14 protein-coding genes are annotated in these 13,659 nt (G+C 66.3%); 9 read left to right on the forward strand and 5 right to left on the reverse strand.

What is annotated here, in order from left to right:
* Positions 1–62: 62 nt before the first annotated feature.
* Positions 63–404, reverse strand: coding sequence for an RNA polymerase-binding protein RbpA (locus tag NQ036_RS00940; RefSeq protein WP_257046375.1), 342 nt, complete (start codon positions 402–404; stop codon positions 63–65).
* Positions 405–516: 112 nt separating this feature from the next.
* On the opposite strand from NQ036_RS00940, the gene NQ036_RS00945 reads away from it, so the two are divergent.
* The 4 genes from NQ036_RS00945 (at position 517) to NQ036_RS00960 (ending at position 3,085) form a co-directional block, all read left to right on the forward strand.
* A complete protein-coding gene (locus tag NQ036_RS00945; RefSeq protein WP_257046376.1) occupies positions 517–795 on the forward strand; it encodes a hypothetical protein in 279 nt (92 codons plus the stop codon).
* A gap of 109 nt (positions 796–904) precedes the next feature.
* Positions 905–1,621 carry a septal ring lytic transglycosylase RlpA family protein gene (locus tag NQ036_RS00950; RefSeq protein ID WP_373566570.1) on the forward strand — a complete coding sequence of 239 codons (717 nt, stop codon included), beginning with the start codon at positions 905–907 and terminating at the stop codon, positions 1,619–1,621.
* 164 nt (positions 1,622–1,785) lie between these two features.
* Positions 1,786–2,583, forward strand: a complete 798-nt coding sequence (locus tag NQ036_RS15625) for a septal ring lytic transglycosylase RlpA family protein (protein ID WP_306439880.1) — start codon at positions 1,786–1,788, stop codon at positions 2,581–2,583.
* A 4-nt stretch (positions 2,584–2,587) separates the two neighbouring features.
* A complete protein-coding gene (locus NQ036_RS00960; protein ID WP_257046377.1) occupies positions 2,588–3,085 on the forward strand; it encodes a septal ring lytic transglycosylase RlpA family protein in 498 nt (165 codons plus the stop codon).
* Between the two features lie 125 nt (positions 3,086–3,210).
* On the opposite strand, the gene NQ036_RS00965 is transcribed toward NQ036_RS00960, so the two are convergent.
* Entirely contained in the window at positions 3,211–3,984 is a 774-nt protein-coding gene (locus tag NQ036_RS00965; protein ID WP_257046378.1) for a class I SAM-dependent methyltransferase, read from the reverse strand.
* Positions 3,966–5,054, reverse strand: coding sequence for an endonuclease/exonuclease/phosphatase family protein (locus tag NQ036_RS00970; protein WP_257046379.1), 1,089 nt, complete (start codon positions 5,052–5,054; stop codon positions 3,966–3,968). Before NQ036_RS00970 ends, NQ036_RS00965 begins: the two co-directional genes overlap by 19 nt.
* A gap of 61 nt (positions 5,055–5,115) precedes the next feature.
* On the opposite strand from NQ036_RS00970, the gene NQ036_RS00975 reads away from it, so the two are divergent.
* Together NQ036_RS00975 and NQ036_RS00980 are read left to right on the forward strand one after the other, a co-directional pair.
* On the forward strand, positions 5,116–6,381 hold the full coding sequence (locus NQ036_RS00975) for an aminotransferase class I/II-fold pyridoxal phosphate-dependent enzyme (protein WP_257056854.1): 1,266 nt from the start codon (positions 5,116–5,118) through the stop codon (positions 6,379–6,381).
* A 92-nt stretch (positions 6,382–6,473) separates the two neighbouring features.
* Complete coding sequence (locus NQ036_RS00980; protein WP_257046381.1) at positions 6,474–7,274, forward strand: L,D-transpeptidase family protein; 801 nt, start codon at positions 6,474–6,476, stop codon at positions 7,272–7,274.
* A 3-nt stretch (positions 7,275–7,277) separates the two neighbouring features.
* Here the strand turns inward: NQ036_RS00980 and NQ036_RS00985 are convergent, their stop codons facing one another.
* On the reverse strand, positions 7,278–8,207 hold the full coding sequence (locus NQ036_RS00985; RefSeq protein WP_257046642.1) for a heme o synthase: 930 nt from the start codon (positions 8,205–8,207) through the stop codon (positions 7,278–7,280).
* Between the two features lie 260 nt (positions 8,208–8,467).
* Here NQ036_RS00985 and tkt point away from each other — a divergent pair, with 260 nt between their 5' ends.
* From tkt to NQ036_RS01000, 3 genes are read left to right on the forward strand one after another with little or no spacing between them, the layout of a single operon-like run.
* Positions 8,468–10,549, forward strand: a complete 2,082-nt coding sequence (tkt, locus tag NQ036_RS00990) for a transketolase (RefSeq protein WP_257056855.1) — start codon at positions 8,468–8,470, stop codon at positions 10,547–10,549.
* Entirely contained in the window at positions 10,546–11,643 is a 1,098-nt protein-coding gene (tal, locus tag NQ036_RS00995; RefSeq protein ID WP_257046383.1) for a transaldolase, read from the forward strand. Before tkt ends, tal begins: the two co-directional genes overlap by 4 nt.
* A gap of 49 nt (positions 11,644–11,692) precedes the next feature.
* Positions 11,693–13,273: a glucose-6-phosphate isomerase gene (locus tag NQ036_RS01000; protein WP_257056856.1), complete on the forward strand. Its 1,581-nt coding sequence runs from the start codon at positions 11,693–11,695 to the stop codon at positions 13,271–13,273.
* 106 nt (positions 13,274–13,379) lie between these two features.
* Here NQ036_RS01000 and secG read toward each other — a convergent pair whose 3' ends face one another.
* Positions 13,380–13,625 (reverse strand): preprotein translocase subunit SecG, encoded by a 246-nt coding sequence (gene secG / locus NQ036_RS01005; protein WP_257046385.1) that lies wholly within the window; start codon positions 13,623–13,625, stop codon positions 13,380–13,382.
* Between the last annotated feature and the right edge of the window lie 34 nt (positions 13,626–13,659).

A 13,659-nucleotide genomic window follows, 5' to 3' on the forward strand; every position in this document is an offset into this window, starting at 1 on the left:
TCGGACGGCCCCCGTGTCATTCGTTCCGTCCACGGCCCGAGGGCGGGATCGGAACCGGTGGATCACAGCTCCGGTTTGCGCAGACCGCGCCGGATCTCCAGTCGTTCGTCCAACAGCTCCTGGAGCTCTTCGAACGAGCGGCGCTCCAGCAGCATGTCCCAATGCGAACGGACGTGCTTGGCCTCCTCTGCATCATCATCGGTGGCTCCCACCCGGGTGCCGATCCCGTGGGTTTTGGAGTCCCAGGTGTTCGGAACATCCGCTTCGACTGAGAACGGAACGGAGAAGGTGAAGCCGTCCTCGCAGACGTATTCGACATCCTGCCTGGGTGCGGGTTCGACGCCGACTTCGGATTCCAGGCTGCGGGAGCCCAGCTGGGTACCGCGGAGACTACGTTCGCTCATTCTTGCCGTCCTTCACGACTCGGGTACGTCATTCACAAACTTCAACATTATAGCCGGTCGGATCATTCCCCCGTCTGCACTCGAGCAGGGTAACGGGTCCTAGGATGGGTGCATGAGCCCGATACCACCCGAGCCGCTCGAACCGGATGCGGTCTACGACCCACCCGCGGTGGCCGGGTCCGCGCGCTCGGCCCGCGCCGACGACCGCAGGGCGCGGTCGAAGGAGCGGGTGGAGCGCACGGTGGAGGGGCTCGACGAGATCGCCGAAGCCGCCGCCGACCTGGCTGCGGAGGCACGCCGACTGCATCGGCCCGAGGACACCCGTCTGCAATATGCGGCCCGGCTGACGGGGCGGGGGATTCGCGCGGCGAGGAAGCTGTTCAAACCCTGAGAGCACTCGTGATGTATGTCCCGATATCGGCCCGAGGCTGGCCAAATAACGTTTTGTTATCTAACCTGGTTGTTGGTAACGAACCGGTCACGCTCGTGGAGGAGTCCTCGTGGGTAAGCATTCCACACCCGAACAGTCGAAGGCTGGCATCAAGCAGATGCTCGGCGCCTTTGCCACCCGCTCGAACGCGGGCCGGCACTCGGCACCCAAGCAGAAGACCGCGGCGGGGGTGTTGGGCGCCACCAGCGCCAAACCGGTGATGGCCGCGATTGCGATCCCAACGGCCGCGATCGGTGCGGTCACGGTGGCCGGGGTCTCCAGCCAGCAGGGTGAGGGACAGGTCCAGGTCGCGCAGAACGTCGTCCCCGCGGATGTTTCTCCGCTGGCACAGGAGAAGGCCCAGGCTGCACCCAAGGCCGCCAAGGCGGACCCTGCTGCGGTCTCACTCCACACTCCGGCTCCCAAACCGGCGAAATCATCGTCGTCCTCTTCGTCATCCGACGATGCGAGCACCAAGGGTAAGAATGGCAAGGCCTCGGGCCAGGGCGGTAGCTGCACCGCATCGACCTACGGCGAGGGCGACGGCACGGCCGGCGGTCCAACGGCATCGGGGGAGACCTTCAACCCCAGCGCAATGACCGCCGCACACAAGAGCCTGCCGCTGGGCAGCGTCGTCAAGGTCACCGCCTCCAACGGCAAGTCCGTGACGGTGCGGATCAACGACCGCGGACCCTATGTCTCCGGCCGCTGCCTCGACCTCTCGACCGCCGCGATGAACAAGATCGGCGGCGACGGCGTCATCAAGGTCAGCTACAAGGTCCTCTGAGGCACATGCGTCCACTGCGGGCCCCGAACCGATATCGGTTCGGGGCCCGCAGTGTGTGCGGAACAACCAGGAGTTTCTGCGAGCTTGCCCACTGATTCCCTCTGTGGCTAGAAAAATAACGAAATGTTATCTATGGTGGTCTTTTGTAACGGAATGATCACACGATGAGGGGAAGCACCGTGGGAAAGCACTCTGGAGCGACGTCAGGCTCCGGTTTCAAACAGTTCATGGGCGCTCTGCGGCCGGGCAAGACCAAGTCCGGACGCCACGCCACGGCCGCCGGCGTGCTCCGCGCGACCAACCGCAAGCCGGTGATGGCCGCCATCGCGATCCCGACCGCTGCGATCGCGGCGGTCACCGTGGCGGGTGTCTCCAGCCAGCAGGGTGACGGCACCGTACACGTCGACCAGGACGTGGTGGCCTCCGATATCGCGCCACTGCAGCAGACGGGGAACACCCAGAGCAAGCAGACCAGGGTTCCGCAGATGACCGGGGGAGTCCGCCTGGAGACGCCGGCGCCCGAACCCACTCACACACAGGCGCCGGCGAAGCAGGGGAAGGATTCCCCCTCGCCCTCGAAGTCGAAGAAGTCGTCCTCGCAGGACAAGTCGTCTAAGCAGAAGACACCGAAGAAGAAGTCATCCGGGGATTCGAAACACCCCACCAGCACCAAGGCCTCCGGCAAGGGTGGTAGCTGCAAGGCCTCGTTCTACTCAGAGGGACAGCAGACCGCTACCGGGGAGCGCTTCAATCCCAATGCCCTGACCGCCGCGCACAAGACCCTGCCCTTCAATTCGCGCGTGAAGGTGACGAACAAGAAGAACGGCAAGTCCGTGACCGTGCGCATCAACGACCGCGGACCCTATGTCTCCGGCCGCTGCCTGGACCTGTCAAAGGCCGCTATGAAGAAGGTCGGCGGGATATCGGCCGGCCACATCAACGTCACCTGGAAGGTGCTCTGACTCAGTGAAGAGACGCTTTATCCTGTCCACGACCGCCGCTGTGGCCACTGTGGCCGTTGGCCTGAGTGGCTGCGTTGCAGCCCCCGGTACCCAGCAGGCGGCGCCGCAGTATTCGCAGACGACTGCGGATTCGGATCTGAGCCGACAGGCCGCCGGCCTGGTGCACATCGACCAGACCTCCAAGAAGAAAAAGAAGAAGGCCAAGAAGTCCGGCAGTTGCAAGGCCAGTTACTATTCGTACGGTTCGCGCACCGCCAACGGTGAGCGCTTCAAGCCGAACAAGCTGACCGCAGCGCACAAGTCCTTCAAGTTCGGCACCAAGGTGAAGGTGACGAACAAGAAGAACGGCAAGTCCGTGACCGTGCGCATCAACGACCGCGGACCGTTCGTCAAGAGCCGGTGTCTGGATTTGTCCAAGGGTGCGATGAAGAAGCTCAAGGGCACCAAGGCCGGAGTCATCAAGGTCAAGTACAAGGTCGTCAAGGCCAAGAAGAAGAAATAGCCCCGCAAGCCGTCGAGGCTGTTTCGGAGCAGGTTCGGCGCACCGGTCATAGAGCGCCGATAATATACATTATGTTAAGTAGATTTCCGTGGGGAGGGCCGAGGCCCTCCCCACGATTTCGTCTCTCAACACCTGGGTGCGATATAGACCAGGCACATGTACGGCAGCTCGAACCGCCCATTTTCCGTGCGCGCGGCCAGGAACTCGGGATCCTCGCATGCTTCCCCCATCAGGTACTGGCGGATATTGTCCTCCACCCGGGCGCGCGTCGCCTCGTTCGAGCGCAGCCAGTAAGTCCTGGTCCGTGCCAGCCCGATCACCTCCGCAACACCCACGGGGGTCGTAAAGGAAACCGTATGCGCCCGTACCGGTCCGAACTCACCCGGCAGCTCCGGGCGCCACGCCGGCCGATAGACATCGCCGGCATGCATGATCCGGCTCAACCGGTGGACCCAGGACACCCGCACGTCGAGTTGATTGTTCACAATGGCCAGATGCCCGCCCATCCCGGTGATCCGGGCTATCTCGACTCCTGCCGCCGGCTGGGCGAACCAGTGCCAGGACTGGGCTGCAATGGTGAGTGATATTGTAGCATCTTCGACTGGGACGGCCTCGGCGGTGCCGACGCGCGTACGGCACGGATTGCGCTCCAACAGCTGCTCGTCGGGATCCACTGCGAGCACCGACCAGGGAGTATCCGCCAGGGCCACATCGAGTGCCGCACCGAGCTTCCCGGTGCCTGCGCCCAGGTCGCAGACGGGCCCTGCGGCCAGGCCGCACAGCGCAGTGACCACTTCATGCGGATACCCCGGACGCACCCGGTCGTAGAGCTCGGCCTGTCCCCCGAACGTGGTTCCATAGTCCGACCGTTGTCCGTTCCTCAGTTTCGGCCCGTGCATGTGGCCACCTCCTGTGTGCCGCCGACTCGGCGCGACACCGCGTAGTCGAAATCCGTTCCCCTATGATCACTGCCCGGTATGTCGAACAGCTCGCCTGCACGCGGACACAGTCGGGCCGGATCGTAGATCTGATGGTCGATGCGCGCGCCCAGGAATCGTGGTGCAAAGCTCGGCCAGCTGCCCGGGCCTCCCGCGCCCAGAGTCCCAGCGGCGTCGTGGCACATGGTGCGCGGCCCCAGCTGGCGCCAGACGGCATTGAAGTCCCCCGCCACCAGGCTGTCGGCACGGCACTGCTCGGCAGCCGTAGACACGGTGTTCTCCCAGGCTCGTTGATACGGCGATCTGGCCATGGGAGATGCCGTGTGCACCCCGATCAGCCGCAGCGGGCTCTCCTGCAGCGTCACCGTCGCTCCGACCGCAGCATAGGGCAGGCTCTCGTGCACTGGCCGCGGGGACAGGTCGGAGCGGATCACGAGAACCGTATCGGCGCCCATTTCGGGCGCGGTGACGAAAACCCGGTAATCCTCCGCCAGGCCGCGCCGGGCCAGTTCGCCGCGCACCGTTTCGGCCGAGGCCTCGGCCAGGAACACCGCGTCCGCCTCGGGCAGCCGGGAGAACACCGCATCGGTCCAAGCGGAGTTGTCGATGAGCACATTGGCCTGCACGATGCGCAGTGAACCGGAAAAGCCGGCCTTCCCCTGATCCAGGCGCCCCACGGCACCGGGTCCCGTCCCGGGCACGGGCACTGCGGCCAGCACCGCCGGCAGGACGAGGCCCAGGGCGCTCAGCGCGCACACGGAGCGCCAGGGCCCGCCGCGGCCTCGGCGATACAGGACGACCCAGGTCGCGCCGGCCAGCCCGGCGCCGGCCAAGCAGAGCGAGATACCCACCCACGGCAGGGCCGTGAGGTAGACCAGACCTGTGAAGCCGCGGATTGCGGCGATCCGCCCGCCGAACAGGCTCAGGCAGCCAAGCGCCACGACACAGACGACGGCGAGCACGGGAAGGCACCGCTGCACTCCCCCGCGACCGGAGACGGAAGACGAACCGGTCGAGCGCGAGGAAGTCATGCAGATTAGGATATCCAGTGGTGGCTATCAGCCCCACCTCGGTCACAACAGAAGGATCAGAATGTCCACTCAGGCGGAACAGGAAACCCGGCTCGCACAGGCCCGTGAAGCTTATGAGGAGTTCGCCGCCCGCGGCCTGAACCTCGACATCACCCGCGGCAAGCCCGCCCCCGCCCAGCTCGACCTGTCAGCGGATATGCTCGTCAACGTTACGAGTGCGGACTTCCACACGGCCGACGGCACGGATGCCCGCAACTACGGCGGCTTCGACGGCCTGCCCGAACTCCGTTCCATCTTCGCCGAACTGCTGCAGGTTCCGGCACCCCAGTTGCTCGCCCAGGGGAACTCCTCGCTGACCCTCATGCAACAGGCGCTGCAGTTCGCACTGTTGTTCGGACTGCCGGACTCCCCCGCGCCGTGGGCCGGGGCCAAGCGCTCCTTCCTGTGCCCCGTGCCCGGCTACGACAGGCACTTCGGGCTCACCGAGTCCCTGGGCTTCGACCTCATTCCGATCCCCTGCGACGACGAGGGCCCCGACCTGGCGGCCGTGCGCGAGCACGTCGCCGATCCCTCGGTCAAGGGAATCTGGCTGGTCCCCCTGTACGCGAACCCCTCAGGAGTGTCCATCAGCACCGAACGCACGCGGGACCTCATGTCACTGGCGACCGCCGCGCCGGACTTCACGGTCATGTGGGACAACGCCTACGGGATCCACCATCTGGGGACCGAACACGATGAGCCACTGGACGTGCTCGACATCGCGGCCCGCGCAGGGCATCCGAACCGGGTGCTGACATTCGCCTCCACCTCCAAGGTCACCTTCGCGGGAGCGGGAGTCGCCTTCTTCGGAGCCTCTCCCGCAATCGTCGACTGGTTCAAATCCCATGCGGAACCCGGGTCCATCGGCCCCGACAAGATCAACCAGCTGCGCCACGCGCGGTTCTTCAAAACAGCCGACGGAGTACGCGCCCATATGGCACGCCACGCCGCCATCGCAGGGCCCAAGTTCGCCGCGGTGGACAGAGCACTGCGCGAGGGCCTGGGCGAGTCGAGCGCCGCGCAGTGGTCGGTCCCGCGCGGCGGCTACTTCATCACGTTGACGGTCTATCCCGGAACCGCCTCACAGGTGGTCAAACTCGCCGCCGAGGCCGGGGTGAAGCTGACTCCCGCGGGCTCGACCCATCCGCACGGCTTCGATCCCGAGGACCGCTACATCCGCATCGCGCCGACCATGCCGACGTTGGCCGAGGTCGAGTTGGCCGCCCAGGGCCTGGCCGCGTGCATCGAGGTCGCCGAGCTCGAGGCCAGGATCGCACAGGGGGCCTGAGTCCGGCCCGGTCGGGGGATGCGAGATAACGGTGTGGTGCTGTCGTGTGTCGCAGCACCCCCGACTGGGAAACCTCTGCTAGAAATATCCGTGTGAGCACAAAGAACAGAGCCCTGGCGATGGGCCTGGCACTGCTGGTCGGTTTGAGCACCGTTCCGGTCAGTGCATTCGCCTCCCCCATCCGACCCGCTGCGGCGGAGTCGGCCGCCCGGCCTGCGGCGGCCGGGACCCTGAGTTCGGTCCCGACGACGGCCGAGAAAAGCACGCAGGTCAAAGCGGGCGAAGAGCAGTCCGCTGCGCAGAAGACAACGAAGCAGGCGAAGCGCCCCAACCTGGCCTACGGCTCGAAGGGCAAACACGTCAAGGCGGCGGGTCTACGCCTGCGCTCCCTCGGATATTTCCTACCCAAGGTGAGCTCTCGCTACGACCAGAACATGCGTCAGGCCGTCTGGGCCCTGCAGAAGGCCGCGGGAATCAAGCGCACGGGCAAGCTGAACCAGAAGACCTGGAAGAAGCTGGACCAGGGTGTGCGGCCCACGGCCAAATCGAAGAAGGGCCGCTATATCGAGGTATCGCTGAAGCGGCAGCTGCTCTACGTCGTCAAGGACGGCAAAGTGGTGCGGACCATCAACGCCTCCACCGGCCGGTCCGGTTGGCGCACACCCAAGGGCAAGTACAAGGTGTACAGGCAGATCAATGGGGTACGCCACGCGCGACTGGGCAAACTGTATCGGCCTAAGTACTTCAACGGCGGGATCGCGGTCCACGGCGAATGGTGGTCGGTGCCGGCCCAGCCGGCATCACACGGCTGTGTGCGCGTGAGCAACCCTGCAATGGACTGGATCTGGAAGTCCGGATCCACGCCGAAGAAGACGAAGGTCTGGGTGTACTGACCGCTAGGCGAAGGGATTGAGCAGCGGATCGATTGCGACTGCCAGGAACAGCAGCGACAGGTACGTGATCGATCCGTGGAACAACCGCATGGCCTTCAGACCGGTTCCGGTCGCGCCGTGCTTGGCCCTGTTCACCAGGCCATAGGCCTCCCACAGGAACCAGGCGCCGGCACCCAGGGACGCGACGATGTAGACCGGGCCCATGTGCCCGACGGGGATCAGCGCCAGCGAGGCCGCAATCATGGCCCAGCTGTACCAGACGATCTGCCGACCGACATTTGCCGGCGGCACCTTGCTGGGCAGCATGGGGACGCCGGCTGCATCGTAGTCGGCCTTGTACTTCATGGCCAGGGGCCAATAGTGCGGCGGCGTCCAGAAGAAGACGACCAGGAACAACAGGACCGGTTCCCACGCCAGTTGTTCGGTCACCGCAGCCCAGCCGATGAGCACCGGCATGCATCCGGCGGCCCCACCCCACACGATGTTCTGCGTGGTATGGCGCTTGAGCAGGATCGTGTAGAAGACCACATAGAGCAGAATCGCGGCGGCGGTCAGACCGGCGGCGAGCCAGTTGGTGAAACCGCCCATCCAGAAGATCGACCCGATGCCCAGCACGAAGGCGAACACGAAGGCCCCCGTCAGGGACACCTCACCGGTGACCAGCGGGCGGTTCTCCGTCCGGTGCATCTTCGCATCGATATCGCGGTCGATGATGCAGTTGAACACACTGGCCGAAGCGGCGGCAGCGGCGCCGCCGATCATCGTCGTGAGCACCAGCCACAGATTGGGCAGACCCCGTTCTGCCAAGAACATCACCGGGGCGGTGGTGACTAGCAGCAACTCGATCACGCGTGGCTTGGTCAGGGCGATATAGGCGCCCACCTTGCCCCGCGGGCGTCCCGCCCGCTTGCGTTCGTCGATGGTGCGCTGCAGTGGCGCTTCGTCCGTTCCCCTGCGCTGATCAGCAGTCACGTGTGCGGGTCACTTCCTTAGGCGTTGTGAACATGAGAGATGCCTTCACGGTCCATGGGCACTATCCGAGCAATTCTACTCCGCGTAGACGTCACCTCCACTTAGCCGAGCCTATCGGCGGCGTCGCACCCGATCAGACCGCCCGCGGCGGCCCGCGCCGCGGCACCGTCGGATAAACTTGGTCCGGAACGAAAGCCGAATCTAAGGGGATCCGAAACCACATGAGCGCTCTTGATTGGTCCGCACTGGACCGGCAGGCAGTCGACACCGCACGTCTACTGGCCGCAGACGCCGTCCAGAAGGCGGGCAATGGCCACCCGGGCACGGCGATGAGCCTGGCGCCCGTCGCCTATTACCTCTACCAGAAGGCCATGAACGTCGACCCCGCCGATCCGAACTGGATCGGCCGCGACCGTTTCGTGCTCTCGGCAGGACACTCGTCGCTGACCCAGTACGTGCAGCTCTACCTGGCGGGTTTCGGCGTTGAGCTCGACGATCTCAAGGCCCTGCGCACCTGGGACTCTCTGACCCCTGGCCACCCGGAGGTCGGGCACACCCCCGGCGTTGAGATCACCACCGGGCCGTTGGGCTCCGGCATCGCCTCGGCCGTGGGCATGGCGATGGCGGCCCGCCGCGAACGCGGTCTGTTCGACCCCGCCGCACCGGCCGGCCAGTCCCCCTTCGACCACGATATCTACGTGCTCGCCGGTGATGGCTGCCTACAGGAGGGCGTTTCCGGTGAGGCCTCGAGCCTCGCCGGCACCCAGCGTCTGGGCAACCTCATCCTGATCTGGGACGACAACCGGATCTCGATCGAGGACGATACCTCGATCGCCTTCACCGAGGACGTGGAGGCCCGCTACGCGGCCTACGGCTGGCACGTCCAGCATGTCGACTTCGTGAACAACGGCCACTACTCCGAGGACATCGAGGCCTTCGACGCGGCCATCCGGGCCGCCCGCGCCGACGACCGTCCCTCCTTCATCCGGCTCTCGACGATTATCGCGTGGCCGGCGCCCACGAAGCAGAACTCCGGGGCCGCCCACGGTGCGGCGCTGGGTGACGAGGAGATCCGTGCGACGAAGGAGATTCTGGGCTTCGACCCGGAGCAGACCTTCGAGGTCGCCCCCGCAGTGCTCGAACACTCCCGGCAGGTCCTCGACCGCGGGGCCGCGGCCCACGCCGCTTGGAACGAGCGCTTCGACGCATGGCGCGAGGAGAACCCGGACCGCGCGGAGCTCTTCGACCGCCTGCTGGCGGGACGCCTGCCCGCGGGGATCGACGGGGCGCTTCCCGTGTTCGACTCCGCAGACAAGCCGATGGCGACCCGCGCCGCGTCGGGCAAGGTCCTCAACGCGCTGGCACCGCTGATGCCGGAGTTGTGGGGCGGTTCGGCCGACCTGGCCGGTTCGAACAACACCTTCATCAACGGTGAGGCGTCCTTCCTGCCCGAGGACCGCGGTTCCAAGGCGTTCCCCGGCAATGTCTACGGTCGCAATCTGCACTTCGGCGTGCGCGAATTCGCCGCCGGCCTGATCTGCAACGGCATCGCCCTGCACGGACCGACCCGGCCCTACAACGCGACTTTCCTGGTGTTCTCGGACTACCAGCGCGCAGCCGTGCGCTTGGCCGCGCTCCAGCAGGTGCCCAATGTGTTCGTCTGGACCCATGACTCGATCGGGGTGGGCGAGGATGGGCCCACCCACCAGCCGATCGAGCACCTGAGCTCGCTGCGTGCGATTCCGAACGTCGACGTGGTCCGTCCCGCCGACGCCAACGAAACCGCCGTCGCCTGGCGCACGGTGCTCGATCGCACGGATGGCCCGACCGGGATGGTCCTCTCGCGCCAGGCCCTGCCGATCCTCGACCGCGCCACCCTGGCACCGGCCGAATTGACCTCCAAGGGCGCCTATATCCTCAAGGACACCGACGGTACCCCCGACGTCATCCTGCTGGCCTCCGGCTCGGAGGTGGAGATCGCCCTGACCGCAGCGGAGACGCTGACCGGCAGCGGGGTCGCCGCCCGCGTCGTCTCCGTGCCGTGCATGGAGTGGTTCGACCGGCAGGACGCCGACTACCGCGCTTCGGTGCTGCCGTCCGCGGTCCGCGCCAGGGTCAGCATCGAGGCCGGCGGTGCCATGAGCTGGTACCGCTACCTGGGCACCGAGGGCCGGGCCGTGTCGCTCGAACACTTCGGAGCATCGGCCGATGCCAAGACGCTCTACCGCGAGTTCGGGCTGACGGCCCAGGCCGTTGTGGCCGCAGCGGAGGAATCCATGGCCGCAGTCAAGGAGCTGGTATGAGCGCACTGCAGGAACTGTCCACCGCCGGGGTCTCCATCTGGCTCGACGACCTCTCGCGCAGCCGTCTCTCCAGCGGGGAGCTGGCCCGGGCCGTGGACGAACAGTCGATTGTCGGGGTGACGACGAATCCCACCATCTTCGCAGGTGCTCTGGCGGATTCGGACGCCTACGCCGAACAGGTGGGCCGGCTGGCCGCCTCAGACGCTTCCCTCGAGGATGCGATCGATGCGCTCACGTGCGCCGACGTCGCAGCAGCCTGTGATGTGCTGCGGCCTGTCTACGATGCCACAGCCGGCCAGGACGGCCGTGTGTCGATCGAGGTCCCGCCCGGCCTGGCCCGGGACACCGAGGGCACCATCGCCTACGCCAAGAAGCTGTGGAAGATCATCGACCGGCCCAATGCGATGATCAAGATCCCCGCGACGCAGGAGGGCCTGACGGCCATCACCCAGGTCGTCGCGGCGGGCATCAGCGTCAATGTCACGCTGATCTTCGCACTCGGCCGCTACCGGCGCGTCGTCGAGGCCTACATCAATGGTCTGGAACGGGCCAAAGAGGCCGGTTTCGACATTTCGCAGATCCATTCCGTCGCCTCGATCTTCGTATCCCGCGTGGATACGGAGGTCGACGGCCGGCTGGAGGCCATCGGCACGCCCGAGGCACTCGAACTGCGGGGCCGGGCCGGCCTGGCCAACTGCCGGCTGGCCCACCGCATCGCCGTCGAGCAGTTCTCCTCCGAGCGGTTCCACGTCCTGGCCGCCGCCGGTGCGAACCAGCAGCGGCCCCTGTGGGCATCGACAGGGGTGAAGAACCCCGCCTATCCCGACACCATGTACGTCAGTGAGCTCGTCGCCGCCGGAACGGTGAATACGATGCCGGAGAAGACTCTGCTGGCCTTCGCGGATCACGGCGAGGTCCACGGCGACACGGTCTCTGGCGGATACGCCCAGGCCGATGCGGACCTCGATGCCCTGGCCGGAGTCGGTGTCGACTATGCGGAGGTGATGGACAAACTCGAGGCCGAGGGTCTGGAGAAGTTCGACGCGAGCTGGGACGAACTCGTCGCAGGTGTCTCGCAGCAGCTGGGACGTTGAACCGACCGGCGCACGATTCCGCTACGACACGTCCATGAAAGGTGAGACCATGGTCATCCATGCAGCACAGGGCTATACCTTCTCCCAGCCGGAGCACGACGCGGTCGGACCGCATCTGCGGCGGCTCATCGCGGCGCACGCGGCTTCGCGCCTGAGAGCACAGGACGCCGGCCTGTGGGGTCCGGACGCCAGCGCCGAGGCCGCGCAGCGCCTGGGCTGGGTCGACCTGGCCGTCCGGGCCCAGTCCGTGGTGGCCAGGGCCCGGACGGTCCGTGCGGAACTGCACGAGTCCGGGGTCCAGCGCATCGTGTTGTGCGGAATGGGCGGTTCCTCCCTGGCCCCGGAGCTCATCTGCGCCACAGCGGGAGTGGAGTTGACAGTGCTCGACTCCACCGCTCCCGACCAGGTCCTCACCGCACTCGGCGACCGGGTCGCATCGACTGCGTACGTCATCGCATCGAAGTCCGGCGGAACCGTGGAGACCGACACCCACCGGCGCATCGCGGTGTCCCTGTTGGAGGCGGCGGGGGTCGACCCTGCCGGCCGCATCATCGCGATCACCGATCCGGACTCGCCACTGCACCGGTTGGCCCTCGACCAGGGCTACCGGGTGTTCCTGGCCGATCCGCGGGTCGGTGGTCGGTTCTCGGCTCTCAGTGCCTTCGGCCTGGTGCCGAGTGTCCTGGCCGGCGCCGAGGTGCGCGGGTTGCTCGCAGCGGCGAACGATGTGGCAGCGCAGCTGGGCGAGGACTCGGTGGAGAACCCCGCACTGTGGATCGCCGCGACCCTGGCCGCCTCCCATGCGGCGGGCGCTGAGAAGCTACTCGTCCTCGACGATCCGGGAACTCCCGGTTTCGGCGCCTGGCTCGAGCAACTCATCGCGGAGTCCACCGGAAAACTCGGCCGCGGCGTGCTACCGCTGTCGACGACCGCAGAACAGGCGGTCAGACTGCGTACAGCGGGGCCGGACTTCGCCACGCCCTATGCCGTGTACGATGCCGCCACGGAGGGCTCCACCCCGCGCAGCGCCCTCTACGCCATCGCCGGGTCCGGGGAGCTGGGAGCCCAGTTCCTCATCTGGGAGTACGCCACAGCCCTTCTGGGAATCTGTTTGGACCTCGACCCCTTCGATCAGCCGGATGTCGAATCGGCCAAGGCCGCCACCCGTGCGCTGCTGGGCGAGGGCGTGGCGGCGCTGCCCACTCCCCCATCCGCCACACGGGAGTCGCTCGCGGCCTTCACCGCGGAACTCGGTGCCCATGACTATGTGGCCATCCAGGCCTTCGTCGATCGGTTGGCCGACCCCGCCGGCTTCGAGGAGTTGCGGACCCGGCTGGAGCGCGCCACCGGAGTCCCCGTGACTCTGGGGTTCGGTCCCCGCTACCTGCACTCGACCGGCCAGTACCACAAGGGCGGTCACCCCAACGGGCACTTCCTGTCCATCACTGCCGGTTCCACAGCAGATCTGGCGGTGCCGGGACGGGATTTCACCCTGTCCCAGTTGATCGCCGCGCAGGCCGCCGGCGATGCCCAGGTGTTGCAAGGTCTGGGCCGGTCCGTGCTGCGGATCCACTTGACCGAATTGTCCACCGGGCTGGCAGAGCTGGTCGACCTGGTGGGGGCTCTGTAGAACCCGGCCACGGGACCTGCGCCGACCGCCTGGCCGCGGTCGGCAGACAAAAGCGGGGCCGGACCTCTCCTCGGAGAGGTCCGGCCCCGCTTTCGCTCTGATCGGCTCAGTTGCCGAAGCGCATGATCAGGCCCAGCAGCACGATCGCCGCGACCCATACGATGGCGACGAAGGTCGTAATGCGGTTCAGATTGCGTTCGGCCACGCCGGACGAACCCAGATTCGAGCTCATACCGCCGCCGAACATGTCGGACATGCCGCCGCCACGGCCCTTGTGCAGGAGCACGAAGAGTCCCAGCAGCAGACTGGTGAGCACGAGGATGCACGTGAGGACGATGCTTAGAATTTCCACGCAGACAAGCCTAACATTTCGATGTCGGATTGGT

The sequence above is a fragment of the Brevibacterium sp. 91QC2O2 genome (genome assembly GCF_024580695.1).
In the GTDB taxonomy this organism is placed as follows: Bacteria; Actinomycetota; Actinomycetes; order Actinomycetales; family Brevibacteriaceae; genus Brevibacterium; species Brevibacterium moorei.

Coding starts and splice junctions, on each gene's coding strand:
- NQ036_RS00945 (WP_257046376.1), top strand. CDS start 517: ATGAGCCCGATACCACCCGAGCCGCTCGAACCGGATGCGGTCTACGAC.
- NQ036_RS01000 (WP_257056856.1), top strand. CDS start 11,693: ATGGTCATCCATGCAGCACAGGGCTATACCTTCTCCCAGCCGGAGCAC.
- NQ036_RS00975 (WP_257056854.1), top strand. CDS start 5,116: ATGTCCACTCAGGCGGAACAGGAAACCCGGCTCGCACAGGCCCGTGAA.
- NQ036_RS15625 (WP_306439880.1), top strand. CDS start 1,786: ATGAGGGGAAGCACCGTGGGAAAGCACTCTGGAGCGACGTCAGGCTCC.
- tkt (WP_257056855.1), top strand. CDS start 8,468: ATGAGCGCTCTTGATTGGTCCGCACTGGACCGGCAGGCAGTCGACACC.
- NQ036_RS00970 (WP_257046379.1), bottom strand. CDS start 5,054: ATGACTTCCTCGCGCTCGACCGGTTCGTCTTCCGTCTCCGGTCGCGGG.
- tal (WP_257046383.1), top strand. CDS start 10,546: ATGAGCGCACTGCAGGAACTGTCCACCGCCGGGGTCTCCATCTGGCTC.
- NQ036_RS00940 (WP_257046375.1), bottom strand. CDS start 404: ATGAGCGAACGTAGTCTCCGCGGTACCCAGCTGGGCTCCCGCAGCCTG.
- NQ036_RS00965 (WP_257046378.1), bottom strand. CDS start 3,984: ATGCACGGGCCGAAACTGAGGAACGGACAACGGTCGGACTATGGAACC.